Source organism: Streptomyces sp. NPDC002889, from assembly GCF_042888425.1.
GTDB lineage: Bacteria > Actinomycetota > Actinomycetes > Streptomycetales > Streptomycetaceae > Streptomyces.
The window spans coordinates 45,901-71,320 of sequence record NZ_JBIAPT010000002.1 but is presented as its reverse complement, the minus strand read 5'-3'; the positions used below and the strand labels follow the sequence as shown (position 1 = coordinate 71,320).

Annotated in this window: 27 protein-coding genes; 8 read left to right on the top strand and 19 right to left on the bottom strand. The window is 69.2% G+C overall.

The genetic code is table 11. From position 1 onward, the window contains the following. Positions 1-41 precede the first annotated feature (41 nt). Positions 42-824, bottom strand: a complete 783-nt coding sequence (locus ACFYWI_RS03145; RefSeq protein WP_389224576.1) for a hypothetical protein — start codon at positions 822-824, stop codon at positions 42-44. Positions 825-983: 159 nt separating this feature from the next. Between ACFYWI_RS03145 and ACFYWI_RS03140 the strand changes: the two genes are divergently transcribed. Continuing rightward, on the top strand, positions 984-1,577 hold the full coding sequence (locus ACFYWI_RS03140) for a hypothetical protein (RefSeq protein WP_389224574.1): 594 nt from the start codon (positions 984-986) through the stop codon (positions 1,575-1,577). A 184-nt stretch (positions 1,578-1,761) separates the two neighbouring features. Here the strand turns inward: ACFYWI_RS03140 and ACFYWI_RS03135 are convergent, their stop codons facing one another. Both ACFYWI_RS03135 and ACFYWI_RS03130 read right to left on the bottom strand, forming a co-directional pair. Continuing rightward, the gene (locus ACFYWI_RS03135; RefSeq protein WP_389224572.1) at positions 1,762-3,495 is read right to left on the bottom strand and encodes a protein kinase; all 1,734 of its coding nucleotides are present in this window, start codon (positions 3,493-3,495) and stop codon (positions 1,762-1,764) included. Between the two features lie 149 nt (positions 3,496-3,644). Then, on the bottom strand, positions 3,645-4,526 hold the full coding sequence (locus ACFYWI_RS03130) for a menaquinone biosynthetic enzyme MqnA/MqnD family protein (protein ID WP_389224570.1): 882 nt from the start codon (positions 4,524-4,526) through the stop codon (positions 3,645-3,647). 306 nt (positions 4,527-4,832) lie between these two features. Here ACFYWI_RS03130 and ACFYWI_RS03125 point away from each other — a divergent pair, with 306 nt between their 5' ends. Continuing rightward, a complete protein-coding gene (locus ACFYWI_RS03125) occupies positions 4,833-5,036 on the top strand; it encodes a cold-shock protein (protein WP_003967102.1) in 204 nt (67 codons plus the stop codon). A 264-nt stretch (positions 5,037-5,300) separates the two neighbouring features. On the opposite strand, the gene ACFYWI_RS03120 is transcribed toward ACFYWI_RS03125, so the two are convergent. Then, positions 5,301-5,954, bottom strand: a complete 654-nt coding sequence (locus tag ACFYWI_RS03120) for a TetR/AcrR family transcriptional regulator (RefSeq protein WP_389225203.1) — start codon at positions 5,952-5,954, stop codon at positions 5,301-5,303. A gap of 158 nt (positions 5,955-6,112) precedes the next feature. Between ACFYWI_RS03120 and ACFYWI_RS03115 the strand changes: the two genes are divergently transcribed. Continuing rightward, positions 6,113-7,375 (top strand): DUF4573 domain-containing protein, encoded by a 1,263-nt coding sequence (locus tag ACFYWI_RS03115; protein WP_389225201.1) that lies wholly within the window; start codon positions 6,113-6,115, stop codon positions 7,373-7,375. A gap of 220 nt (positions 7,376-7,595) precedes the next feature. Then, a complete protein-coding gene (locus ACFYWI_RS03110) occupies positions 7,596-8,729 on the top strand; it encodes a glycosyltransferase (protein WP_389224568.1) in 1,134 nt (377 codons plus the stop codon). A 51-nt stretch (positions 8,730-8,780) separates the two neighbouring features. Here the strand turns inward: ACFYWI_RS03110 and ACFYWI_RS03105 are convergent, their stop codons facing one another. The 4 genes from ACFYWI_RS03105 to ACFYWI_RS03090 all read right to left on the bottom strand — a co-directional run bounded on the left by ACFYWI_RS03105 (position 8,781) and on the right by ACFYWI_RS03090 (position 11,531). Further along, positions 8,781-9,077, bottom strand: coding sequence for a DUF4229 domain-containing protein (locus ACFYWI_RS03105; RefSeq protein ID WP_389224566.1), 297 nt, complete (start codon positions 9,075-9,077; stop codon positions 8,781-8,783). A 139-nt stretch (positions 9,078-9,216) separates the two neighbouring features. Further along, on the bottom strand, positions 9,217-9,741 hold the full coding sequence (locus ACFYWI_RS03100) for a GNAT family N-acetyltransferase (RefSeq protein ID WP_389224564.1): 525 nt from the start codon (positions 9,739-9,741) through the stop codon (positions 9,217-9,219). Positions 9,742-9,817: 76 nt separating this feature from the next. Beyond that, positions 9,818-10,981 (bottom strand): aminofutalosine synthase MqnE, encoded by a 1,164-nt coding sequence (gene mqnE, locus ACFYWI_RS03095; RefSeq protein WP_389224562.1) that lies wholly within the window; start codon positions 10,979-10,981, stop codon positions 9,818-9,820. Between the two features lie 94 nt (positions 10,982-11,075). Continuing rightward, on the bottom strand, positions 11,076-11,531 hold the full coding sequence (locus ACFYWI_RS03090) for an Lrp/AsnC family transcriptional regulator (protein WP_328397839.1): 456 nt from the start codon (positions 11,529-11,531) through the stop codon (positions 11,076-11,078). A 114-nt stretch (positions 11,532-11,645) separates the two neighbouring features. On the opposite strand from ACFYWI_RS03090, the gene ACFYWI_RS03085 reads away from it, so the two are divergent. Continuing rightward, the gene (locus ACFYWI_RS03085) at positions 11,646-11,822 is read left to right on the top strand and encodes a hypothetical protein (protein ID WP_389224560.1); all 177 of its coding nucleotides are present in this window, start codon (positions 11,646-11,648) and stop codon (positions 11,820-11,822) included. Here the strand turns inward: ACFYWI_RS03085 and ACFYWI_RS03080 are convergent. From ACFYWI_RS03080 to ACFYWI_RS03070, 3 genes are all read right to left on the bottom strand, one after another. After that, a complete protein-coding gene (locus ACFYWI_RS03080; RefSeq protein WP_389224558.1) occupies positions 11,819-12,505 on the bottom strand; it encodes a UbiX family flavin prenyltransferase in 687 nt (228 codons plus the stop codon). The two genes, ACFYWI_RS03085 and ACFYWI_RS03080, sit on opposite strands and share 4 nt — an antisense overlap. Positions 12,506-12,577: 72 nt before the next feature. Then, positions 12,578-13,480, bottom strand: a complete 903-nt coding sequence (mqnP, locus tag ACFYWI_RS03075; protein WP_389224556.1) for a menaquinone biosynthesis prenyltransferase MqnP — start codon at positions 13,478-13,480, stop codon at positions 12,578-12,580. Next, a complete protein-coding gene (locus ACFYWI_RS03070; RefSeq protein ID WP_389224554.1) occupies positions 13,477-14,928 on the bottom strand; it encodes a menaquinone biosynthesis decarboxylase in 1,452 nt (483 codons plus the stop codon). The genes mqnP and ACFYWI_RS03070 overlap by 4 nt, the downstream gene beginning before the upstream one ends. Positions 14,929-15,016: 88 nt before the next feature. On the opposite strand from ACFYWI_RS03070, the gene ACFYWI_RS03065 reads away from it, so the two are divergent. From ACFYWI_RS03065 to ACFYWI_RS03055, 3 genes are all read left to right on the top strand, one after another. After that, the gene (locus ACFYWI_RS03065; RefSeq protein WP_389224552.1) at positions 15,017-15,406 is read left to right on the top strand and encodes a PLD nuclease N-terminal domain-containing protein; all 390 of its coding nucleotides are present in this window, start codon (positions 15,017-15,019) and stop codon (positions 15,404-15,406) included. Positions 15,407-15,617: 211 nt separating this feature from the next. Next, entirely contained in the window at positions 15,618-16,166 is a 549-nt protein-coding gene (locus ACFYWI_RS03060) for a nucleoside deaminase (protein ID WP_389225199.1), read from the top strand. Next, a complete protein-coding gene (locus ACFYWI_RS03055) occupies positions 16,132-17,148 on the top strand; it encodes an isopenicillin N synthase family dioxygenase (protein ID WP_389224550.1) in 1,017 nt (338 codons plus the stop codon). Before ACFYWI_RS03060 ends, ACFYWI_RS03055 begins: the two co-directional genes overlap by 35 nt. Here ACFYWI_RS03055 and ACFYWI_RS03050 read toward each other — a convergent pair. From ACFYWI_RS03050 to hemL, 8 genes are all read right to left on the bottom strand, one after another. Then, positions 17,145-17,663 (bottom strand): SRPBCC domain-containing protein, encoded by a 519-nt coding sequence (locus ACFYWI_RS03050; RefSeq protein ID WP_389224548.1) that lies wholly within the window; start codon positions 17,661-17,663, stop codon positions 17,145-17,147. The genes ACFYWI_RS03055 and ACFYWI_RS03050 overlap by 4 nt on opposite strands. A 32-nt stretch (positions 17,664-17,695) precedes the next feature. Then, entirely contained in the window at positions 17,696-18,772 is a 1,077-nt protein-coding gene (ccsB, locus tag ACFYWI_RS03045) for a c-type cytochrome biogenesis protein CcsB (protein ID WP_389224546.1), read from the bottom strand. Continuing rightward, the gene (locus ACFYWI_RS03040) at positions 18,769-20,439 is read right to left on the bottom strand and encodes a cytochrome c biogenesis protein ResB (protein ID WP_389224544.1); all 1,671 of its coding nucleotides are present in this window, start codon (positions 20,437-20,439) and stop codon (positions 18,769-18,771) included. Before ACFYWI_RS03040 ends, ccsB begins: the two co-directional genes overlap by 4 nt. 5 nt (positions 20,440-20,444) lie before the next feature. Next, positions 20,445-21,206 carry a cytochrome c biogenesis CcdA family protein gene (locus ACFYWI_RS03035; RefSeq protein WP_389224542.1) on the bottom strand — a complete coding sequence of 254 codons (762 nt, stop codon included), beginning with the start codon at positions 21,204-21,206 and terminating at the stop codon, positions 20,445-20,447. A gap of 4 nt (positions 21,207-21,210) precedes the next feature. Next, a complete protein-coding gene (locus ACFYWI_RS03030) occupies positions 21,211-21,810 on the bottom strand; it encodes a TlpA family protein disulfide reductase (RefSeq protein WP_389224540.1) in 600 nt (199 codons plus the stop codon). A 144-nt stretch (positions 21,811-21,954) separates the two neighbouring features. Continuing rightward, positions 21,955-23,196 carry a hypothetical protein gene (locus ACFYWI_RS03025; RefSeq protein WP_389225197.1) on the bottom strand — a complete coding sequence of 414 codons (1,242 nt, stop codon included), beginning with the start codon at positions 23,194-23,196 and terminating at the stop codon, positions 21,955-21,957. A 161-nt stretch (positions 23,197-23,357) separates the two neighbouring features. After that, positions 23,358-24,032: a histidine phosphatase family protein gene (locus tag ACFYWI_RS03020; protein WP_389224538.1), complete on the bottom strand. Its 675-nt coding sequence runs from the start codon at positions 24,030-24,032 to the stop codon at positions 23,358-23,360. Further along, a complete protein-coding gene (hemL, locus tag ACFYWI_RS03015) occupies positions 24,029-25,354 on the bottom strand; it encodes a glutamate-1-semialdehyde 2,1-aminomutase (protein WP_389224536.1) in 1,326 nt (441 codons plus the stop codon). Before hemL ends, ACFYWI_RS03020 begins: the two co-directional genes overlap by 4 nt. Between the last annotated feature and the right edge of the window lie 66 nt (positions 25,355-25,420).

The following is a 25,420-nucleotide window of genomic DNA, read 5'->3' as shown; positions in this document are numbered from 1 at the left end:
CCCTTCGGCGGTTTTCCTGTGGATCTACGGACCGATCCAGGCTACGCCACCGGCTCGCGGCCCGGCCGTGCGCCTCCCGGGCCGCGCCTCGGCACCACCGCGGCTCGCCTGCGCAGCCCCGCGTAGAGCACCGCGGCTCCCGTCGCGGCGAAGAGCCCCGCGGCGATCATCAGCGTGAGCCGGGTGGTGCCCGCCTGGTCCGGTCCGTCCGGCAGGCGCGGCTCCAGCAGGCCCAGCGGGTCCTTGCGCAGCGTCACGCGCTGGAGCATCCGGATGTGCGAGAAGCAGTTCTGCTGCTGCGACACGTCGTGCACGGTCCGGCTCTCGATCTCGACGACCCGGCACTGCAGCAGACCGTCCTTCTCCTCGATCGTCGCGACCATCGCGGGTACGGGTTCGCCGAGCTGCTTCATGTACAGCTCGTAGCCCCCGGGGCCCGCGAAGAACGTCAGAGCGAAGCCGCACACACAGGCGACGACCGCGGCGCCCGGCCGGTGCCAGCGGCCACCGAGCACGACGGCGGCGGCCGTCACGGTCCCGAGACCGAGGACGACACCGACGAACATCCCGTACGGGTACTGGGCGGTGACGCCCGCCAGGGTGAGCAGCCCTGGTATGAGGAGCGCCCACATAAAGGAGTTCCACCGGGTCTGCGCTTGGGGCGGAGGCGGCGGGAGCTCCTCGCCCGCCGCCTGCCAGCACTCGGTTCCCGGCCGGTCGGGGTCTCTCACGGGGTCACCCGGCCTCTGCCCCACCGCTGCGCCGGCAGGCGGTAGGCGGTAGGTGCCCAACTCCTGGGGATCGTCCGGCTTCAGTGGTTCCATGCTGGTGCCCCCGACCGCTTGCGTTTCTGAATTCCCGTGACTGCAAACCACAGTAGAGGCGGATGGGATCACGGAGGATGATGGGTACCGTGCGCTGATGCTGGGAGCTGTGGTCACGGGGCAGACCTGCGATCTGGCGGCAATGACGACAACTGGGGGATGTCCATCGGGGGTTCGACCAAGCCGGGGCGACGAAGGGCGGCGCCGCCGTCGCTCGTACGGACTCCATCGAGGGCCCGGCCGCGCCGTGACCGGGGCAAGGGCTTCGTGGCCAACACGCTCGGCATCCTTGGCGTCCTGGGCATCCTCGCCCTGTTCGCACTGTGGGTCCTGGGGGGCATCACCTGGGGCGAAGCGCTGTGGAAGGAGTTCGCTCAGGACTGGCCCGGGGGAGGATACGGATTCGGTGCCACGGCAGGGGCGTTGCTGGCCTGTGTGCTGGCCGTGCTGGGGGTGTGCGCTGCCGGCATCAACTGGAAGACAGGAAAGGTTCGTTCACTCATCCGCGGAGCAGTCGCGTTGGGGTGTGCGGGCGCAGCCCTGACGATTTCGTTCGTGGCCATCGCTTCCATACCGCCCAAGAAACGCAGCCGCCGCGCGGAGCATTGGGTTCACAGCCATTACCCCTATGTCTGGGTCGTCGGCCTACTCGCCACCCTCGCCACCGCAGCCCTGCTCCTCTGGCTGTACGAGATCCACAGGCGGGGCCGCAAGTCCGACGTCCTGTCCGACCTGTCCTCTCCGGAGCCGTAACCACCGTCATCGGTGGTACCAGTCCTTGCTGTCCGTGATCGCCAGCCAGGCGTACGTCTGGTGTATCCCCACAGCACCGGCGCCTCTGCCTCCTCGCCCCAGGAGGAGGCAGAGCCCGTCCGTGTACCCCCGTCCACCCGCGGTTGCTCACGCGTTTGCTGTGCGCACGCCACACCAGCTGCCGTCAGTCGGCCGGCTTCTTCACGAGCGTCGCGTACGGGTTGCCCGCGGCTTCCTCCTGGGACCGGTAGCGCACCGTCCCCTTCGCCGTGAGTGTGTACGTCACCGTCGTGGTGCCGCTCGTGCACAGCGGCGATGTCGGCCGGTCCGGATCCGTTCGCTCCGTGATGCGCAACTCCCGTTCGGTACCGGAGGCGAGCTTCCCCACGCCGTTGCATTCGAACGGGCCGAGCTTTACGGACGTACGGATCACGTCCTTGCCCTTCCTGCCCTTGGTGATCACCGCGGTGAGCATGCCTCCCGAGAGGCCGTTGTCCTGGGTGATCTCGCCCTGCCATGTGCCGACGAAGGCCGCGGGGACCGCACCAACCTGCCGGGGCGCGGTGCCGGGCGCGGTGGACGAGGAGCCGCTGGGCGTGGCACCGGTCGGGGTTTCGGCGGGGCCGGTCGAGGCGGGCGGCCTCGCCGCCGTGTCACTGCCCTTCTGTGCGTCGGGGCTGCCCCGCCACAGGTCCTGCAGCACACCGCTGCCGATCGTCACCGCGGCCAGTGCGCCCGCGACGGTCAGCGCCACGGTGCAGCTGATCCGCCGGCCCCGGCGGGCCCCGTCCGTATCCGGGCTCATGGCGGTGCTCGCCGAGACGGAGAACCCGATGCTCGGACCGGCGCCGGTCCCGGTCTCCGGCGTGCGTGCCGACGGCACCTCCGCGTCGGCCGACGGCTGCGGTGCCGAGTCCGCTACGAGCGGCCCCGGTCGTGGCGGTTCCACCGGCGGGCCGAAGACGCCGATGGCCGCACTGCTGAACGCCACCGGTCCGGATACCACCGGGTCGGGTTCCGTCAGCGCCTCCAGGTTCAGCAACTCGACTGCCGCGCGGCTGATCTGCTCGACCAGCAGCCCCGGCAGCCGGCCCACCCCGATCATCGCCGCCACCCCGTCCGGGGCAAGTCTCGCCACGATCTCGTCCGGCGTCGGCCGCGCGGCCGGGTCCTTGGCCAGGCACCCGGCCACCAGCCCCCGCATCTCCCCATCCAGCGAGCCCAGTTCTGGCTCGCCGTGCACCACCCGGTAGAGCAGGGCGGCCGACGAGTCGCCCGGGAAGGGGGCCTCGCCGGTCGCCGCGTACGCCAGGACCGCGCCCAGCGAGAAGACGTCGGCCGCACCGGTGACGCCCTTGCCGAGGATCTGCTCGGGGGACATGTAGCCGGGCGAGCCGACCGAGACACCCGTGGAGGTGAGCGAGGCGGTTCCCTCCGTGGCGCGGGCGATCCCGAAGTCGATCAGCCGCGGGCCCTCCAGGGTTAGCAGCACATTGGACGGCTTCACGTCCCGGTGCACCAGGTCCAGCGCGTGCACGGCCGCCAGCGCCTGCGCAAGTCCGGCGCCCAGCGCCCGTACCACGCCGTCGGGCAGCGGACCGTGGTCGGCGACCGCCTGCGACAGGGGCGGCCCGGCGACATAACCGGTCGCCACCCAGGGCAGGGTGGCGTCCGGATCGGCGTCCAGTACGGGCGCGGTCCACTCGCCGCCGACCCGCCGTGCGGCGGCCACCTCACGCCGGAACCGGGCCCGGAACTCCTCGTCGAGTGAGAAGTGCGGATGGACGATCTTGACCGCGACCGTACGGCCGCCTGCGCTGCGCCCGAGGTAGACGCGGCCCATGCCGCCCGCACCCAGCCTGCCGAGCAGTCGGTAGGCGCCGATGCTCCGTGGCTCGCCCGGATCCAGCGGCTGCATCTGAACTCCCCCGATTGCGTTGCCGATTGCCGATCCTCAGCCTAGGGGCGACCCGCCATGTACGGCAGCACGCGGAAGTGACGGCCGTCAGCAGGCCGGAGACCGGGTCGGCAGCACGCGAGGGACAGGGTCCGCGGCACGCAGCCGCCTCAGCCGCCGAGCAGCTCGACCGCCACATCGGCCGGGAACCCGGTCGTCGGCCCGGTCCGACGGGCGAACTCCCGTACACCGGCGAGCTGCTGCGCCCCGAAGCGGAAGTCCAGCGTCGTGAAGTAGCGCTCCAGCAGCTCCGCGTCGAAGGCCTCCCAGCGCGCCGCCTGCTCGGCGACCTTGCCGACCTCCTCGAGGGAGAGGTCCCGGGAGGCGAGGAACGCCTCGTGGACCTTGCGCACGACGGCGGGCTCACGCGCCAGGTAGTCCTTGCGCGCCGCCCACACGGCGAAGACGAACGGCAGCCCGGTCCACTCCTTCCACATGTGCCCGAGGTCATGGACCTCGAGGCCGAGGCGGGGCGCGTCGTGCAGCGAGGCGCGCAGCGCGGCGTCGCCGATCAGCACGGCCGCGTCCGCCTCCTGCATCATCAGCCCGAGGTCGGGCGGACAGGTGTAGTAGTCGGGGGTCACCTGGTACTGCTCGGCGAGCAGCAGCTGCGCCAGCCGTACGGAGGTGCGGGACGTGGAACCGAGCGCGACCCGCGCCCCGTCGAGCTTCTCCAGGGGCAGCTGCGAGACGATCACGCAGGACATCACCGGTCCGTCGCAGCCGACCGCGAGGTCGGGAAATGCGACAAGCCGATCGGCATTGCGGAGGAATTCCACAAGGGTGATCGGCGCGATGTCGAGGTCGCCGTTCACCAACCGCTCGCTGAGCTTCTCGGGGGTGTCCTTCGTAAGCTCGAGATCGAGGAGAGTTCCGGTTCTGGCCAGCCCCCAGTAAAGCGGCAGACAGTTCAGGAACTGGATGTGGCCAACACGTGGCCGGCTGCGACGGTGGTCGGTTGCGGTTGCTGCGCTTTCTCCAAGACTGTCCACATCGCGAGGCTAGACCTGTGGCGCAAGGACTACGCCGCCGGGGCACGGCGATCCGCGCCCACCCCCCGTCCGAGCTGGGCTTCGTCCCCTCCCGCCGTCAGCGACTCAAGATCGATTCAAACGGACGGGTGACGTGATCTTTCCCTCTACCGCAGCACACACGCTGCGTGCTAGGCTCGACGCAAGTTGCAGTTTGGTTTCCCTTGCAGTACAGAGCCTGCGGAGCATGTAACCCGCAGGCTTTTGTAGTTTTCAGACTTCTTGCAGGTTCTGGAGCAGGGCAACCCTTTGGCCCAAGGAGGGCTTATGGCTACCGGAACCGTCAAGTGGTTCAACGCTGAAAAGGGCTTCGGCTTCATCGCCCAGGACGGCGGCGGCCCGGATGTCTTCGTCCACTACTCCGCGATCAACGCGTCCGGGTTCCGCTCCCTCGAGGAGAACCAGGTCGTGAACTTCGACGTCACCCAGGGTCCGAAGGGCCCGCAGGCGGAGAACGTCACCCCGGCCTAAGTTGCCTGGGTCGGCGATCGCGCACGACTTAGCAGTACCCAAGGAGCCCCGCTCCGTGCGGTTTCGTACGGAGCGGGGCTCCTGCCTGTGCCGGGACCGACTGCCGGGCGGGAGGCCTGGGCGCCGGCCGCGGCCCCACCGTGCCGAGGCAGGGCCGCCGCAGCGGGGTCGACGCGGCGTGTCTCGAGCGCCACGGCCGGCACCGCCTTCCAACTGCGCCGCAGCGACGACCGGGTCACCTCGCCGGCCACATCACCGGGAAGCTCACCGGGGCGACCAGCGCTCCCCGCGCATCAGGCCTCCGAGGCCCGTCCAGGCGAAGTTCATCAGCATGCCCGCGGCCTCCTTGGCGCCGACGCCGCCGGCCTCGTTCGCCCACCCGGCAAGTGACTCGGCGGCCCCCACCAGCGCCTGGGCGAGGCCGGCCACATCACGGTCGGCCAGCTCGGCGTCCCGCTGCGACACCGCGGGCGTGCCCTGGCTCGCGGCGGCACCGATGAGACCGGTCACGAAGGCGGCGATCTCCTCCCGCATCACGCTCACCTCGGCGGCGAACGGCTCCCCGTGCGTACGGGCCTGGCGGTGCAGTACGGACCAGCCGTCCGGGTTCTCGGCGGTGTGCCGGAAGAACGCCTCGAGCCCCGCCCACATCTGCCGGTCGGCCGGCAGCCCCGGCTGGACGGCCGCCTGCACGGCCTCGGTGAGCGCCTTCGCCTCGCGTCGGATGCAGGCCGTGAAGAGCTCTTCCTTGGAGTTCAGATACAGATAGACCAGCGGCTTGGACACCCCGGCGAGCTCAGCGATCTCGTCCATCGACGCCGCCCGGTAGCCGCGCTGCCCGAAGGTCTGTACGGCGGCGTCCATCATCTGCCGCTCGCGCACGGCGCGCGGCATGCGCTTGGCCTTCGTCCCCTTCACAGGACCCATGTCAGACATCCTCCCGCCCCGCACCCCTACTCCGCGGTAAGCCTACGGGCCCCGGAACAGCGGTCGTGACGCGGAGTGGCGGGCAGCGCGGTGGGCACGCGCTCTGTGCGCGGGCGCAGTTGGGAGAGCAGGAGTCCGCGCCGCCGAGGATGCGACGGAGCTCGGCCCCCGGCCCGCGTACGGCAGACGCACACCGCGCCCGCCGCAGACAGAAGACGCGTGCTGTGCCCGGAGAACGGGCACAGCACGCGTCGTCACGATCCCGACCGGGTCAGGAACGCCTGGTGCTCTGCGGGACAGAGTTCATCGAGCCCAGGGCCCCTGTGAACTCGCTCGGTCCGAAGCCGAAGGCAAGCGGCGGTCCTCCCACCGGCGGAGCCGGAACCCATGGTTCATCCCAGATGATGTCGTCCACGACAACGTCACCGTGCGTCTCCCAAAGGGTCCCGTCCGGGGCGGTGGTCCTCGCCCACGCGTCGCCCGTGATGATGTCCACGGAGAGGTCGACGCCGCAGGAGTCCTCAGGCAAGCCCGGTTGCGTGGCGTCGGAGATGGGCTCCCACGCCGGCGGGTCGTCGGCCTCGTCCTGGGCGAATGCCCCAGAGTCGTTGATCACGACGATGTGCTCACGGCCGGTCACGAAGGTGAACGAGTCGGTGTCGTGGCAGCGCCCTCTCGGACCCGTGGGACCGGTCGGACCCGTGGGACCGGTCGGGCCGGTCGGGCCGGTCGGGCCGGTCGGACCCGTGGGACCGGTCGGGCCGGTCGGACCCGTGTCACCCGTCGCGCCTGTGGGACCCGTGTCACCCGTCGCGCCTGTGGGACCCGTGTCACCCGTCGCGCCCGTGGGACCCGTCGGGCCCGTGTCACCGGTGTCACCCGTCGGACCGGTCGGGCCCGTGTCACCGGTGTCACCCGTCGGACCGGTCGGGCCCGTGTCACCGGTGTCACCGGTCGGACCGGTCGGGCCCGTGTCACCGGTGTCACCCGTCGGACCGGTCGGACCCGTGTCACCGGTGTCACCCGTGTCACCGGTGTCACCCGTGTCACCGGTGTCTCCCGCCGGCCCCGTGGGACCTGTGGGCCCCGTGGGGCCCACCTTGCACTTGTCCTTGTCGCCCTTGCCCCTGTCCTTCTTCGCCTGCTCCGCCTGGGACTTGGTCCTCAGGTCGGAATCACATTTGTCCTTGTCCTTGTCCTTGGCCGACGAGCTGGCCACGGCCAGATCTGCTGCCGTGTTGGCGCTCTGCACCGCGGCAGCCGTGGGACTCGCGATCCCCGCGAGCACGAGCGCGAGCGACGCGACCGTGCCGCCGGTCAGCCAGGCGCGCCGCCGTGGAAGCGGGCCCATAGGGGACTTGGTCCTGTGCTCAGGACTCATACACTGCTCCTTTTTGAACCAGTTCGAGTGACGCTCCGGAAGCAAGTTCGGGCTTCCCTGGGAATCATCGGTTCGCGTACGCAATGCCTTTACGGACTTGCGGAGCTATCAACGCAATGGCCTATGAGACGCACACCAATGGACGCGTACGCGGCGGCGAACCCGCCACGGCTGTCGGCGTGCCGTCCCCGGGCGGGCGGGTCCGCTGCATAGGGTCGCCGACGGACCGACCCGCCGGAATGGGTGATGCTGTGAAACCGTCTGTGTGCCTGTGCATGATCGTCAAGAACGAGTCGAAAGTCATCGAGCGATGCCTCGCCTCGGTGCGTGGCCTCGTGGACACCTGGGTGATCTCCGACACCGGCTCGACCGACGGAACCCAGCAACTGATCCGCGACGCGCTCAAGGACATCCCGGGCGAACTGCACGAGGAGCCCTGGGTCAACTTCGGCCACAACCGGACCCTGAACATCAGACACGCCCACGGCAAGGCGGACTACCTGCTCCTTCTCGACGCCGACCTCGCGATCCGGCGGGAAGGTCCCCTGCCCCCGCTGACCGCCGACGCCTACATGCTGCGCCACGAAGGCGCGACCGAGTACCGCATCAGGCGTCTGGTCCGCGGCGACATCGCCTGGCGGTACGAGGGCGTCACCCATGAGTACCTCACCGCCGACCAGAAGCACGGCCAGGAGAATCTGGACGCGCTCGTGATCGAGGACTTCCACGACGGAGGCTCACGGCACGATAAGTTCGAGCGCGACGCCCGCCTGCTGAGCGCCGAGATGGAACGCGACCCCACCAATACCCGCACGGTCTTCTACCTGGCACAGACCATGCGCGACATGGGCGACACCGACAAGGCGATCAGCCTGTACGAGCGCCGCGCCGAGATGGGGGGCTGGGTCGAAGAGGTGTACTACGCCCTCCTGCAGGTCGGGATTCTCAAGGTCGGCAGCGACGACTGGCCGGGAGCGATGGACGCCTTCTCCCGCGCCTGGGAGTCACGTCCCCAGCGGCTCGAAGCGTGCTACGAACTGGCAGCGGGACTGCGCCGACGGGGCCGCCACCAGGCCGCGCACGCGATCGTCCGGGCCGGGCTGGGGAAGAAGCCGCCGGAGGACCTGCTGTTCATCCAGCCGTGGGTGTACCGCTGGGGGCTGTTGTTCGAGTTCTCGATCACTGCCTACTGGGTGGGTGACTTCGCCGGCTCGCTGCAGGCGTGCGACCGACTCCTGGCGATGCCCGACGTGCCCGACGCCTTTCGCAAGCAGACGGTCACCAACCGCGAGTTCGCCGCCAAGCGGTTGGCCGCGGTCCCTGAACCCGCCAAGGTGCGGGGGCCGGGGGCACTGCGCACGCGCTCCAAGCAGGGCGCCCGCTGACGGCCGGCGCGGGCAGGTTGCCGGGAGCGCGTACCGCAGCCGGCCCGGCGCCTACCGCGCGGCGCCGTCCTCCTGCGTACGGTTGGCCTCCAGCCGGGACTTGGCCCGGTCGACCTTGCCGACGATCTGCTCGGACATGGCGTCGCGCTGCTTGCGCAGCAGCACGAAGCTGAGCGGTGCGGAGAGGACGAGCGCGAGCAGGACGACCCAGACGAAGTTGGAGTCGCCGAGTCCCTTGGGCAGCACGCCGAGCTGGACCAGGCCGCCCACGAAGACGAGGCAGCCGACGAAGATCGCGAGCCGCAGGGTGGTGTACCGGAGCGCGGCGCTCGTCTTTCCAGCGGACACGGCGGGCCTTCTCTCTACGTTCGACGGACGTGCCTGTCCAGTGAAGCACGCCGGGCGCAACGGGCTGCCCGTAGGGCCGCCTCGCCTCGATGAGAGGTGGCACTCGCAGCCCGCACCGGTGGCCGGGGAGGGCGCCGGGTCAGTTCAGGGGCAGGAGCATGATGACGTCGTCGCGCTCGTCGCCCTCGGCGACACGGATCGCCCCGGGCACCCGGCCGACCTCCTTGTAGCCGCAGGCGGCGTAGAACCGGTCGGCGCCGGTGCCGCCGCGGCAGGTGAGCCGTATCGCATCGATGCCGTCGAGTCCACGGGCGGCGTCGGCGGCCGCGGCCATCAGATCGCGGCCGTACCCCTTGCCCTGGTGACGGGGGTGGACCATCACCGTGTAGAGCCAGATCCAGTGGGCCATCAGACGGTGCGGGTTGAGCGCGAGGAAGGCGGTCGCCGCGATCTCGCCGTTCTCGTCACGGCCGACGAGGAGGCGCATCCGGCCCTCGGCCATGGCCGTCAGATGCTTGCGCCATTCGGGCCTGACGTCCTCGACCGTGACGGGGGGTACGAAGCCGACGGCGCCGCCCGCGTTGCTGACTTCGGTCCACAGCGCCAGCACGCCGTGGCCCAGGGCGGGCCCGCCGCGCGGGTCGAGTTCGAAGGTGAGGGCCATGGGGTCAGCCTAGGAAACGAAAACCCCGGCGTGCACCGGGGTTTCGATGAGCGAGACGGCGCGGCGCCGCGGCGCCTCAGACGCGCATGGGCTGCGGCGACTCACGCCGGTCGGCGTCCGGTCCCGGGTACTCGCGAATGACCTCGTAGCGGGTGTTGCGCTCCACCGGGCGGAAACCGGCGTCGCGGATCAGGTCGAGCAGATCGTCGCGGGTGAGCTTGTTGGGCGTGCCGTAGTTGTCCGCGTCGTGCGTGATCTTGTACTCGACCACCGAGCCGTCCATGTCGTCCGCACCGTGCTGCAGCGCGAGCTGCGCGGTCTGAACCCCGTGCATCACCCAGAAGACCTTGACGTGCGGGACGTTGTCGAACAGCAGCCGGGACACGGCGAAGGTCTTGAGCGCCTCGGCCCCGGTCGCCATGGTGGTGCGCGCCTGGAGCTTGTTGCGGACCTTTCCGTCCTGCACGTCGACGAAGTCGTGCTGGTAGCGCAGCGGGATGAAGACCTGGAAGCCGCCGGTCTCGTCCTGCAGCTCACGCAGTCGCAGGACGTGGTCCACACGGTGGCGCGGCTCCTCGATGTGCCCGTACAGCATCGTGCACGGGGTCTTGAGGCCCTTCTCGTGCGCGAGGCGGTGGATGCGCGACCAGTCCTCCCAGTGGGTGCGGTGGTCGACGATGTGCTGCCGCACCTCCCAGTCGAAGATCTCCGCGCCGCCGCCGGTCAGCGACTCGAGTCCGGCCTCGATGAGCTCGTCGAGGATCTCGGAGGCCGAGAGCCCGGAGATGGTCTCGAAGTGGTGGATCTCGGTGGCGGTGAAGGCCTTCAGCGAGACGTCGGGGAGGGCCTTCTTGAGCTCGGAGAGCGAGCGCGGGTAGTAGCGCCAGGGCAGGTTGGGGTGGAGCCCGTTGACGATGTGCAGCTCGGTGAGGTTCTCGTTCTCCATCGCCTTGGCGAGGCGGACGGCCTCCTCGATGCGCATGGTGTACGCGTCCTTCTCGCCCGGCTTGCGCTGGAACGAGCAGTACGCGCACGACGCGGTGCACACGTTGGTCATGTTGAGGTGGCGGTTGACGTTGAAGTGCACGACGTCGCCGTTCTTGCCGGTGCGCACTTCGTGGGCGAGGCCGCCGAGCCATGCCAGGTCGTCCGACGCGTAGAGGGCGATGCCGTCCTCACGGGTCAGCCGCTCACCGGCCCGGACCTTCTCCTCCAGCTCTCGCTTGAGTCCTACGTCCATCCCCGGCCGCCTCCCATACCTCTGCTCATCGGGCCCCATCACGTTACTCCCCCGCACTTCACGGGCGGGGAGGCCCCCATGGACGCTGCGCGCGTCAGCTCTCCTCCGGCAGCTCTCCGACCCGGTTCTCCCACTTGGTCGAGAGCACGATGGTCGTGCGCGTACGGGAGACCCCGCGCGTGCCCGAGAGCCGGCGGATCGTCTTCTCCAGCCCGTCGACGTCGTTCGCCCGCACCTTGAGCATGTACGAGTCGTCGCCCGCGATGAACCAGCAGTCCTCGATCTCGGCGAGGTCCCGCAGCCGGCGTGCCACGTCCTCGTGGTCGGCGGCGTCGGAGAGCGAGATGCCGATCAGGGCCGTGACACCGAGACCGAGCGAGGCGGCGTCGACCGTGGCGCGGTAGCCGGTGATAACGCCCGCGGCCTCGAGACGGTTGATGCGGTCGGTGACGGAGGGGCCGGAGAGCCCGACGAGCCTGCCGAGTTCGGCGTAGGAAGCCCTGCCGTTCTCACGCAGGGCCTGGATGAGCTGCCTATCCACGGCGTCCATATGCCTGAGCCTTCCATTATTCAGCGATACCGCAAGTTTACGTGTAGAATCTAAGGTGTGCAGGGCTGGCGTCCTGCGATTTACTCAAACGATCAAAGACGATCCATACAGGAGATGACACTCACCGTGTACACGATCGAGATGGCCTACGCCCACATGCGACAGCTGCAGGAGCTGGCCAACCGCTCGCGTGCCCACCGTCCGTCCCCCACAGCCTTCGGAATGGGAGAGAATCGCATCGCCGGACAGGCCGACACGTCCCGCGCGCGGCGCCACACCAAGAAGCGCTAGTCCTCACCGGAGCTTCCCCCTCGCTCCGGCGGGAGATGCCCCCGCAGCTCCCCCTCCCACCGGCGGTACAGCCGATGCGGCACGCCTGCCGCATCGAGCACCCGCCCCGCGACGAAGTCCACCAGATCCTGGATGTGCGTCGCCCCCGCGTAGAACGCCGGAGAGGCGGGCAGCACCACAGCGCCCGCCTCGTCCAGTGTCACCAGATGCTTCAGCGTCTGCCCGCCGAGCGGAGTCTCCCGCACGGCGACGACGAGCCTGCGCCGTTCCTTGAGCGTCACGCTCGCGGACCGCTGCAGCAGATCCTTCGAAAGTCCCAACGCCACACCGGCCACACAGGCGGTGGAGGCGGGCACGATCAGCATCCCCTTGACGGGATACGACCCCGACGACGGCCCGGCGGCGAGATCCCCCGCGGCCCAGTACCGTACGTCGTCGACATCCACGGTGAAGGTGTCCGGCTTCCCGTCGGCGCCGCGCGCCAGCCAGGCGCGCAGGTCGTCGCGCCAGTGCGCGTCACGGAAGGCGATCCCGGTCTCGTCGAGCAGCGTCAGGCGCGAGGCCCTGCTGACGACGAGGTCCACGCTCTCGCCGACGGCGAGCAGCCCGCGCAGCACGGCGGCGGCGTACGGCGTGCCGGAGGCACCCGACACTCCCACGACCCACGGCCGGCGTGTGTTCAATTCCTGCGGCTCCACACCGGTGAGCCTATCCGGCCACCGGGACACCGGAACCGGTCAGGTACCCGGACGGACTCAGACCGTGAGGCCGCGCGCCAGCAGGTCGAGCAGGGCGCACACGAAGAGCGAGACCCCGATGAAGCCGTTCGTGGTGAAGAACGCCCTGTTCAGACGCGACAGATCGTGCGGGCGCACGATCGTGTGCTCGTAGAGGAACGCCACAGCCACGATCACCAGGCCCAGCCAGAAGAACAGGCCCGCATCCGTGGCCAGTCCGTACCAGAACAGCAGAGCGGTCGTCACCACGTGCGACACCCGTGCTCCGTACAGCGCGGCCGGGATACCGAAGCGGGCCGGCACCGACATCACTCCATGGGCACGGTCCGCCTGGACGTCCTGGCAGGCGAAGATCAGGTCGAAACCGCCGATCCACACGCCGACGGCGAGTCCGAGGATCACCGCGTCCCACGACCAGGCCCCCGTGACCGCGATCCAGGCGCCGACCGGGCCCATCGCCTGGGCCAACCCGAGGAGGGCGTGCGGGAAGTTGGTGAACCGCTTGCCGTACGGATAGACCACCATCGGCACCACGGCGACCGGCGCGAGCGCCAGGCACAGCGGGTTGAGCAGGGCCGCGGCCCCCAGGAAGATCACCAGGGCGACGACGGCCCCGGTCCACGCGGACTTCACGGAGACGGCCCCCGTGACCAGCTCCCGGCCCGCGGTGCGCGGGTTACGGGCGTCGATCTCGCGGTCGATGATCCGGTTGCACGCCATGGCGAAGGTCCGCAGCCCGACCATGGCCACGGTGACGAGCAGCAGCTTGCCCCAGTGGATCCTCCCGTCCAGCTCGAACATCGCGGTCAGCGCGGCGATGTACGCGAAGGGCAGCGCGAAGACCGAGTGCTCGATCATCACCAGGCGCAGGAAGGCCCTGGTACGCCCGGGCTGCGGAACGGCCGCTGCGGCGGAGGTCACAGCCCGTACTCCTTCCAGCGGCGGTCGACCTTCGCGGCCGTATCGGGGTCCGACTCGACCATGTTCGGCCAGCCGCCGTCGCGGACGTATCCCTCCTCGGGGAGCTTCCTCGTCGCGTCGATGCCCGCCTTGCCGCCCCAGAACTGCTGGTAGCTGGCGTGGTCGAGATGGTCGACAGGACCCTCGACCACGGTGAGGTCGCGGGCGTAGTCGGTGTTGCCGAGTGCGCGCCAGGAGACCTCGTGCAGATCGTGGACGTCGCAGTCGGCGTCCACGACCACGATCAGTTTGGTCAGCGACATCATGTGCGCGCCCCAGATCGCGTGCATCACCTTCTGCGCGTGCTTCGGGTACTTCTTGTCGATCGAGACGATCGCGCAGTTGTGGAAGCCGCCCGACTCCGGCAGGTGGTAGTCCACGATGTCCGGGACGATGATCTTGAGCAGGGGCAGGAAGAAGCGTTCCGTGGCCCGGCCCAGCGGGCCGTCCTCGGTCGGCGGGCGGCCCACCACGATCGACTGGAGCAGCGGGCGCTTGCGCATCGTGACGCAGTCGATGGTGAGCGCCGGGAACGGCTCCTGCGGCGTGTAGAAGCCGGTGTGGTCGCCGAACGGGCCTTCCGGCAGCATCTCCCCCGGCTCCAGCCAGCCCTCCAGCACCACTTCGGCGTTCGCCGGGACCTGGAGGGGGACGGTTTTGCAGTCGACCATCTCGATCCGCTTGCCCGCGACGAAGCCGGCGAAGAGGTACTCGTCGATGTCGCCGGGCAGGGGCGCGGTCGAGGCGTACGTGACAGCGGGCGGGCAGCCGAAGGCGATCGCGACCGGCAGCCGCTCACCGCGCCGGGCCGCCACCTGGTAGTGGTTGCGGCTGTCCTTGTGGATCTGCCAGTGCATGCCGATGGTGCGCCTGTCATGGCGCTGCAGGCGGTACAGGCCCAGATTGCGCACACCGGACTCCGGGTCCTTGGTGTGCGTGAGCCCCAGGTTGAAGAAGGAGCCGCCGTCCTCCGGCCAGGTGAACAGCGCGGGCAGCTGGTTCAGATCGACGTCGTCGCCCTGGAGGACGACCTCCTGCACGGGGGCGTCCTTCACCTTCTTCGGCGGCACATGCACCATCGAGCCGAGCTTGCCGAACGCCTCGCGCACACCGACGAACCCGTGCGGCAGCTCCGGCTTGAGCAGCCCGCCGATCCTGTCGCTGATCTCCGCGTACGACTTCAGGCCCAGCGCCTTCAGCAGACGCCGGTCGGTGCCGAACACGTTCATCGCCAGCGGCATGGCCGAGCCCTTGACGTTCTCGAACAGCAGGGCCGGGCCGCCTGCCTTGTTCACCCGGTCGACGATCTCCCCGACCTCCAGATACGGGTCGACTTCGGCCTTGATGCGCTTGAGGTCTCCCTCGCGCTCCAGTGCCCGGAGCAGGGAGCGAAGATCGTCGTAAGCCATGGGGCCAAGTATCCGTCACCAGCTACTCTGGGCCCGTCACCGGGGCCGTGGAAGACGGCCCGCCATTGCTTCCAGGGGGCTGTCCCACATGCTCAGGGCGCTGATGTACATCCTGCCGCTGGCGCTGACGATCTACGCGTTCATCGACTGCCTGAACACCCCCGAGGACGAGGCCAAGCATCTCCCCAAGCTGGCCTGGATCTTCATCATCCTGCTCTTCTGGATCGTCGGACCGATCGTCTGGTTCGCCGCAGGCAAGATGCGGCACGCCCCGGCCGGTGGCCGCACGCCCTCCGAGTGGCACCGCAACCACCGCACCCAGTGGGTCGCGCCGGACGACAACCCCGACTTCCTGAAGTCCCTCAAGGAGGAGAACAAGAAGGACGAGGCGCTGCTGAAGGACTGGGAGGCCGATCTGCGCCGCCGCGAGGAAGAGCTCAAGAAGCGCGAGCAGGGCGACGACTCCGAGAAGTCCTGAAGGCCCTGGCGCCTGGAGCTCCGGCTCCTGGTGACTTCGAGAAGGCAATGGAGTCGCTGACATTTTGTCGGCTGCCCGCGCCGCCGGGGCTGTTCGACCACCGGTCTGTGACGCTATGAGCGGGGCCCGCGCCGCGGTCCACAAGCCGGTGGGCGGCGCTGCCGATGGGCCCATCGGCAGATCCGGTGACGGTGCCCCCGGAAAGGACACCATGGCGCACAGCGAGTACGCACGATGGCTGGCCACGGCCGTCGAGGAGGCCCGGGCCGGGCTCGCCGAGGGCGGCATCCCGATCGGGGCGGCCCTGTACGGCGCGGACGGCACACTCCTGGGACGCGGCCACAACCGGCGCGTCCAGGACGGCGATCCGTCCATGCATGCGGAGACGGCAGCCTTCCGTGCCGCCGGCCGACGCCCCCAGCCACGGCCCGGGCAAAGCGTCAGCCCCCGCGAAAACCCCCCACCCACCGCCACCACCAACGGCCCCGGCCCTGGTCAGCCACGGCCCGGGCAAGGTTCGTACCGGGGCACCACAATGGTGACAACGCTCTCGCCGTGCTGGTACTGCAGTGGTCTGGTACGGCAGTTCGGCATCTCCCGGGTGGTGATCGGCGAGGCCGAGAACTTTCACGGCGGTCACGACTGGCTGGCCGAGCACGGCGTGGAGATCGTCCTCTTGGACGACCCCGAATGCACGGCGATGATGCGTGACTTCATCGAGCACCATGCCGACCTGTGGAACGAGGACATCGGTGAGTGAATCCACGAAGCCTTCCACGATCCCCACGGTCGATCTGCGGCCCTGGCTGTCCAAGGACCCCGCCACCCGCGCCGAGATCGCCCAGGCCGTCGACCGGGCCCTGCAGTCGGCCGGCTTTCTGCTGGTCACCGGGCATGACGTGGACGACGCGCTGCGCCGGCGTATCCGGTCGGCCGCACGGGATTTCTTCGGGCTGCCGTCCGCCGTGAAGGGGCCGTACGCGGTGCGGGTCGGCGGCCGTGGCTGGCTGGGGCCAGGCGCCGAGGCCAACGGCTATGCGGAGGGGACCCGGACACCGCCGGACCTGAAGGAGTCGCTGTCGTTCGCGGCCGAGGAGCCGACCGGCGACCCGGAGGTCGACGCCGAGTGGTTCCTGCCCAACACCTGGCCGGGTGAAGTCCCCGCGCTCAGGGCCGCCGTGGAGGAGTACCTCGCTCAGATGCGGGCGCTGTCGGACCGGCTGCTGGAGCTGCTCGGGGTCGCGCTCGGCAAAGGGGAGACCTTCTTCACCCGGCACACCGGCCACCCGACCTGGGGCTTCAACATCAACTGGTACCCGAGCAGGGACGAGGTCGGCGCACCGCGGCCCGGCCAGTTCCGGATCGGCCCGCACACCGACTTCGGCACGGTCACGGTCCTCGACCGCCAGGCGGGCCGGGGCGGGCTGCAGGTGTTCACGGACGACGACGGCTGGCAGGACGCGCCCTACGACCCGGCGGCGCTGACCGTCAACATCGGCGATCTGATGGCCCGTTGGACGGGTGACCGCTGGCGGTCGGGCCGCCACCGGGTGCTGCCGCCGCCCGCGGACGAGCCGGCCGAGGAGCTGATGTCCCTGGTCTACTTCTACGAGTGCGATCCGGGCACGGTCGTGACGCCGGTCCCCGCGCCGCAGGGCCGGGTCGCGTACGAGCCGGTCGACTCGCACGCGTATCTGCGGGCCAAGCTCGACGCGATCGCGGTGCCGCCGGACGCTTCCTAGGCCTGCCGGGCGTAGGAGTTGCGCAGCTGCTCCCAGCGCTCGGGCGTCCAGCCCGACCAGTCGGTGGTCGGCTTCCCGTCGAGCGATGCCGCGAGCAGCTCGAAGTGGTTGTGCCAGCCGGCCAGACAGTCGAGGAGCACCTCGTCGTCGCACCGCAGCTCATTGGTGAAGCGCAGCACGGTGCCGTTCTCGCCGTGCGGTTCGAGATGGAAGCGGATGCGGCCGTGCACGGTGACCGAGTACTCGGCCACCCGCTCCATGTCCCACGCTGTGACGGTGCCTTCGGCGACGGTGTGGCGGCCGTCCGCGTCGGCGTTCAGCCAGCGCAGGGTGACCGCTCCGCCGACTCTCGGTTCGAGCACATCGGCGGCGCAGAGCCAGGTCGGCAGACCCTCGGGTGTGGCGACGGCGGCCCACACCCGAACCACGGGATGCGGCAGGTGCAGTTCGTACCGCAGCAGGTGAGTGCCGTCGTCCCGGGTTTCGCTGGTTCCCTGGGGGATCGCGTCGCTCATGGCTCCAGCGTCACTCTTCGGCGGCCCGGGCGCTACTTCGCGTACGAGTGCAGGCTGTTAACGAACATGTTCACGCCGTAGTAGTTGAACAGCCAGCAGGCGAAGGCGATCAGCCCCAGGTACGCGGCCTTGCGGCCCTTCCAGCCGGCGGTCGCGCGGGCGTGCAGGTAGCTCGCGTAGGCCACCCAGGTGATGAACGACCAGACTTCCTTGGCGTCCCATCCCCAGTAGCGGCCCCATGCGTCTCCGGCCCAGATCGCACCCGCGATGATCGTGAACGTCCACAGCGGGAAGACGGCCGCGTTGACGCGGTACGAGAACTTGTCGAGCGAGGCCGCGGCGGGCAGCCGCTCCAGGACCGAGGTCGCGAAGCGACCGGGCTTGCCTCCGCCGGCCAGCTTGCTCTCGTACGAGTCGCGGAACAGGTAGAGCACCGTGCCGACGGCCCCGAGGTAGAAGACCGCACCGCAGAAGATCGCGGTGGAGACATGGATCCACAGCCAGTACGAGTCCAGCGCGGGAACCAGCTGGTCGCTCTCCGTGTACAGCCAGGTGACGGCAACACCGAGGTCCAGCAGAACGGTGGTGACCAGCGGCAGGCCGGCCCAGCGGACGTTCTTCCCGGCGAGGAGGAGCGCCAGGTACACGCCGACGGCGACCGCCGAGAAGGTGGTGGAGAACTCGTACATGTTGCCCCACGGCGCGCGCTGCACCGACAGGGCGCGGGCCACCACACCACCCACCTCGAGCAGGAACGCGAGGACGGTCAGGGAGACCGCGATCCGCCCGTACAGATCGCCCTTCTCGGTGCCGCCGTGCGCGCCCGGGCCGTCGGGTACGTCCCGGGCACCGGCCGCGGCACGCGTGACGACCTTCGGCCTGTCCAGGACAGCGGTTCCGCCCGCATTCTTGACCTGAACATGCACAGCAGCGGGGTTGTCGGCGGACCGGGTCAGCGCGGCCGCGGTGCGTGCCACCTTGCTGCGGCTGCCGAGGGTCCACTCGGCGATGTGTCCGAAGAAGGCCAGCGTGTAGACGGCCATCGACGAATAGATCAGGTAGTTACTGATCTGCGCCAGATTCTCGTTGGTTGCGGCGGCGAGAGTCACTTCTCAGCCCCTTCGGCAGGAACATCGGCTGGTTCAGGCGCGGTCGGCGCCTGCGAATTCAGGGTGACGGCGAGGTCGGCCAGCTCCTCGGGAAGCTTCGCCGACTCGCTTCGGCCAAGGCCCGCCATCTCCACGACGGTGACGCCGTCCTCGCCGCGCACCGCCCGCACCCAGATGCGGCGGCGCTGGATGAACAGCGAGCCCACGAGGCCGGCGATGGCGGCGATCGCTCCGCCGAGCGCCCAGCCGTTGCCGGGCTGCTGCGAGACCTGGAAGCTCGCCCACTCCTTCACCTCCTTCTCGAAGGTGATGGAGCCCGCTCCGTCGGGGAGCTTCATGGTCTCGCCGGGCAGCAGGCGCTGCTTGAGGATCTCGCCCTTGGAGTCCTTGAACTGCTTCATCTTGCGGGTGTCGAGCTGGTACACGTTCTGGGGCAGTCCCGCGTCGACGCCGAGGCTGCCGTGGTATCCGGTGAGCGCGAGCACCGGGAACTCCAGACCCGGGAACTGCGAGAACATGTTGCCGTTGCCCGCGCCCGAGAACGTCGGCACGAAGAAGGCCTGGAAGCCCAGCTGGTCCTTCCTGCCGCGTGCGTCGCGGTAGCCGTCCATCACCTTGATCGCACCGGTCGAGGTGACGTTGTTGTCGATCGGCAGCAGCGGCACCGCCCCCTGCTTGACGATCTTGCCCCTGCCGTCCCGGACGGTGACGACGGGCGCGTAGCCGTGCGAGAGCAGAAAGACCTTGGTGCCGTCGACGTTCAGGGGCTTGTTGACCTCGATGACCGATCTGCGATCGGGGCCCGTGCCCTCGGACCAGGTGACAGCGGCCTCGAACGTACGGGGGGTACCGCGCTGCGGTCCGCTCTTGGCATACGTTCCGGTGAACGCGTCGAGCGTGAAGCTGAACGGCGCGAGCTCGTCCGCGCTGAACAGGGAGCCGGACTTGAAATCGTCGTAGTGGGTCAGCGTGTTGGAGAAGCCGCCGCCCTCGACGATGAGCTTGCCGCCCTCGGACTTGAAGAGTTGCCCGGAGGCGAATGCCACCAGCATCACGATCAGGGCGATATGAAAGACCAGATTGCCCGCTTCGCGAAGATAGCCCTTTTCGGCGGCGACCGCTTCACCGACCGCGTCCGCGCGGAAGCGACGCTTCTTCAGCATCGCGAGGGCCGCCTCGCGCACCTGCTCGGGCTCGGCCTCGGTGCGCCAGGTGGTGTAGGCCGGCAGCCGGGTCAGCCGCTTGGGCGCGCCCGGCGGCCGGCCTCGCAGCTGCCCGACGAACTGCCAGCTGCGCGGCACGATGCAGCCGATGAGCGAGACGAACAGCAGGATGTAGATCGCCGAGAACCACACCGAGCTGTAGACGTCGAAGAACTGCAGCTTCTCGTAGACCGGCGTGAGGAGGTCGTGCCGCTCCTTGAAGGCCTGCACCTTCAGCTCGTCCACGCTGTTCTGCGGGATGAGGGAGCCCGGGATCGCGCCCAGGGAGAGCAGGAAGAGCAGGATCAGCGCGACCCGCATGGACGTCAGCTGCCGCCAGAACCAGCGTGCCCAGCCGATGACTCCGAGGGTCGCGCCGCCGATTGGCTCCTCGGCCGGCGCCGTGGACAGCTGGGCCCCGGCCGCGCCGAGGTCCTGCTGCTCTGTCGCTTCGGTCTTGCTCATCGAACTCAGATCCCCACCTGGAAGCCTTGTGTCCAGCCCTGCATCTCCTGCACCAGGCTGTCCCACACACCTGTGAGCAGCAGCAGACCGGTCGCGATCATCATCCCGCCGCCGATCCGGATCACCCAGACATAGCGCTGCTTGACCCAGCCGAACGCCCCGAGCGCCTTGCGGAAGGCGACCGCGGCGGCGATGAACGGCAGGCCGAGCCCCAGGCAGTACGCGACCGAGAGTACGGCCCCGCGACCCGCGCTCGCCTCGCTGAGGGCGAGCCCGTTCACGGACGCGAGGGTGGGTCCGACGCACGGCGCCCAGCCGACGCCGAACAGGGCGCCCAGCAGCGGGGCCCCGGCCAGTCCGGTCGCGGGTCGCGTGTGGAAGCGGAATTCGCGCTGGGTGAGCCAGGGCATCAGGCCCATGAAGAAGACGCCCAGCAGGATCATCAGCACACCGAGGATCCTGGAGATGATCTCCCGGTGTCCGAGGAGGGTGTTGCCGAAGTAGCCGAACAGGGCGCCGCCGGAGACGAACACGACCGTGAAGCCGAGGACGAAGAGGGACGCGCCGCCGACCATCCGGCCGCGCCGGGCGTCAGCCAGATCGGTGCCGGTGACGCCGGTGACGTACGAGAGGTAGCCGGGCACCAGCGGCAGGACGCAGGGCGAGAAGAAGGAGACAAGGCCGCCGAGCACGGCGATGGGCAGCGCGAGCACCAGGGCGCCGCCGAAGACCGTCTCGTTGCGGCCCGCTTCCGCGAGAACTTCCACGTGATCACTTCTCCGCGATCAGCGGGTCGAGCATCTTGCGGAGCCCCTGGTCGTCGAGCGCCTTCAGCGACCGCGCCGCCATCTTTCCCTCGCGGTCGAGGACGATCGTGGTCGGAACGGACTGGGGATTGAGGCTGCCCCTGGGGAAGCCGTTGACGATCAGCTTTCCGATCGGGTCGTACAGGCTCGGATACCCGACACCGTGGTCCTTCTCGAAGGCGATCGCCGGGCCCTTCTCGGGGTCCCGTGTGTTGATCCCGACGAATTGCACGCCCTTGTCCGCGGTCTCCTTGGCCACCTTGGCGAAGTACGCCGCTTCGGCACGGCAGGGCCCGCACCACGATCCCCAGACGTTCAGTACGACGACCTTGCCCTTGAAGTCGGCGACGTCGAGCTGCTTGCCGTCCAGGGTCTCGCCCGCGAGCTTGCTGGGCGCAACACGCTTCCCCTTGGCGACCGTGTCGATTCCGCCGGTGTTGGTGACGAAGTTCGTGTCACCGCCGCCGCCGGACTTTCCGCCGTCGACACAGGCCGACAGTGTGAGCGCGCCCACGGCGACCAGCGCGGTCAGCAGGGCGGCGCGAGGGGCACGGCTAAGACTCATGTGAAAAGTTTCGCATGGCCGAATCCGGGATCTTCCGCACCCCCCTGGCTGCCTCGCAATGCCCACACGAAAACCCGGCGCCCCCGGCAACCGCCGTACCCCCGGCCCGGTCGACCACGACCCCGTTGCCCGAATGGCCCGTTGTCAGGCAGCGTTAAAGAAAGCGTTCCAGCCGCCCGCCGGGGCCTGGCCGACCTCCAGCGTGCGCAGCTTGGCGAGCACCTGCGGGTCCTGTACGTCGAGCCAGTCGCAGAACTGCCGGAAGGACACCAGCCGTACGTCCGGCTTGCCGGCCATCCCCTTGAGCGCCTCCTCCACGGCGTCCATGTAGATACCGCCGTTCCACTGCTCGAAGTGGTTGCCTATGAAGAAGGGCGCGCGATTCGTCTCGTAGGCGCGGGTGAACCCCTTGAGATACGCGTTGGTGGCCTGCTTCTTCCAGCCGGGGTAGTTCGCCGGAACTCCGTTGGTCGAATTGTGTGACTGGTTGGCGAGGATGTTGTAGTCCATCGAGAGGACCTCGAAGGAGTGCCCGGGGAAGGGGATCTGCTGCAGCGGCAGATCCCAGATGCCCATCCGCTTGTCGGGCCACATCTGCCGGCCGCCGGGCGAGCTCGCGTCGTAGCGCCAGCCGAGCTGCTTGGCGGTGGGCAGCAGTTTGTCCTGACCGAGCAGACAGGGGGTGCGGGCCCCGACCAGTTCCTTGCGGTAGTCGAAAGGCAGCGGGTCGATGTCGCGCCAGCCGCTGTTGGTGCGCCATTCGGTGACGAACGACACAGCCTGGTCCGTCTCATTGCGCCAGTCCGCGGAAGACCAGTTGCCGACCGATCCGGATCCCGCGCAGAAATGCCCGTTGAAGTGGGTGCCTATCTCATGGCCGTCGAGCCATGCCTGGCGTATGTACTTCAGCGTGTCCTTGATGTGGTCGTCGGTGAGATAGCCGATGTCGGACGCCCCGATGCCGTTGTTCGGCGGCTTGTAGAGCGTCTTCTTCGATTCGGGGAGCAGATAGATCCCGGAGAGGAAGAAGGTCATCGCCGCGTCGTGGTTCTTGGCGAGTTCGAGGAATCGGGGGAAGAGGCCGTTGCCGACCTCGCCCGCGCCGTCCCAGGAGAAGACCACGAATTGCGGGGGCGTCTGGCCCGGTTCGAGCGGAACGGGTCGCGACGGCTGGTGCGGCTGCTTTCCGGTGTCGGAGGTGGAGCCGTCGCCGATCAGCCGGCCTTCGCTCTTGGAGGGCTTACGGCCCTTGCCCTCGTCACCGTTTCCGGACGGCCCGCTCCGACCGGCTCCGCTCGATCCGATGGAGCCGCAGCCCGCCACTCCGATCGCCGCCGCGGCCCCAAGTCCCGCCCCGAGCAAACCCCTTCGACTGATGTCGCGCATCTCGTCCCCCATCCGCACTCTCCCGGTCGAGGGGAGAGCCATCAAAACCGGTGCCGGTCTGACCGGCACCGGTTGAGATGCGGATCGGAACGCAAAGGTTCCTGGACGGGATGCGTATTTTTCTGATCAGCCGCGAATGGACCGCGGACAACAGCGCGCCGCTACGCGCCGAATGCCTTGCTTTTACCCTTCACGGGCTTGGCACCCGCGAGAAGATGCACCGGAACAAGATCACGGGCCGGTTCCGAGTAACCGACCGAAACAATCTTGTCGCCGTGGTACGTGAACGTGGTCAACGAGGCGAGCGTGCACTGCCGGCGGCGCGGGTCGTGCCACAGCCGGCGCCGCTCCACGAAACTGCGCACGATCCAGATCGGCAGCTGATGGCTGACACACACGGCCTCGTGTCCGCGGGCGGTATCCCGCGCGGCGTTCAGCGCCCCCATCATCCGTACGACCTGGTCCACGTACGGCTCGCCCCACGACGGCCGGAACGGGTTGGTCAGATGCTTCCAGTTGGCCGGCCTGCGCAGCGCGCCGTCGCCCACCCCGAAGGTCTTGCCCTCGAAGACATTGCCCGCCTCGATCAGCCGCTCGTCGGTGTCGAGGGTCAGACCGTGCGCCTTGGCGATCGGCGCGGCCGTCTCCTGGGCACGCTCCAGCGGGGAGGAGACGATATGGGTGACGTCACGGCCCGCGAGATGCTCGGCGACCCGGTCGGCCATCTGCCGCCCGAGCTCCGAGAGGTGGTAGCCGGCCCGGCGGCCGTAGAGCACGCCGTCGGGGTTGTCCACCTCGCCGTGCCGCATCACGTGGACAACGGTGATCTCGCTCATGCGGACACCTCGCTCGCCTCGGCGGCGGCACGGGCGGCGGCCGGGAGCGCGGCGGCGATCCGCTCGACGGCACGTTCGTCATGGGCCGTGGAGACGAACCATGACTCGAACGCGGACGGCGGCAGATACACGCCGTCGGAGAGCATCGAGTGGAAGAAGGCGTTGAAGCGGAACGCCTCCTGCTTCTTCGCGTCCTCGTAGGTGCGTACGTCCTGAGCGGTGAAGAACACCGAGAACATGTTGCTCGCGGTCTGCAGCCGGTGCGCCACGCCCTCCTTGGTCAGCGCGTCCGTCACCAGACCCCGGATCTGCTGCGAGACCGCGTCGACCGTGTCGTACGCGGCGTCGTCCAGCAGCCGCAGCTGCGCGAGACCGGCGGCGGTCGCGACCGGGTTACCGGACAGGGTTCCCGCCTGGTAGACGGGGCCGGCCGGGGCGAGATGTCCCATGACGTCCTTGCGGCCACCGAACGCGGCGGCCGGGAAGCCGCCGCCCATGACCTTGCCGAAGGTCATCAGGTCGGGCCGCACGCCGTCGATCCCGTACCAGCCGGCCCGGGAGGTACGGAAACCGGTCATCACCTCGTCGGAGATGTACAGCGCGCCGTTCTCGGCGCACAGGTCCTTCAGCCCCTGGTTGAACCCGTCCCCGGGCGGGACCACGCCCATGTTGCCGGGCGACGCCTCGGTGATCACACAGGCGATCTCATCGGGGTGCGCGGCGAAAGCCTGGCGCACGGCCTCGAGGTCGTTGTACGGCAGCACGATCGTGTCGCCGGCCTGCGCGCCGGTGACCCCGGGGGTGTCCGGCAGTGCGAAGGTGGCCACACCCGAGCCCGCCGCGGCGAGCAGGGCGTCCACGTGACCGTGGTAGCAGCCGGCGAACTTCACGACCTTGGCGCGGCCGGTGAAGCCACGGGCCAGCCGGATCGCGGACATCGTCGCTTCCGTACCGCTCGAAACCAGCCGAACCTGCTCGACGGGCTCGATCCGGGACACGATCTCCTCGGCCAGGGCGACCTCGCCCTCACCGGGCGTGCCGAAGGACGTTCCACGGGAGACGGCCGCCTGCACCGCCTCGATGACGGCCGGGTGGGCGTGCCCAAGGATCATGGGTCCCCACGAGCAGACGAGGTCGACATACTCGCGCCCGTCGGCATCGGTGAGGTACGGACCGGTGCCGGACACCATGAACCGGGGCGTACCGCCCACGGCACGGAAAGCACGGACGGGAGAGTTCACGCCGCCGGGCGTCACGAGGGACGCGCGGTCGAAAAGCGTCTGCGAAACTGGGGCGTCATAGGGAAAGCTCACGGAATCCATGGTGTCAGAGCCCCTGACGTTCTCGCGGTCGGGTGTTTCACCACACCACCGTGGGGGAGGTCACTG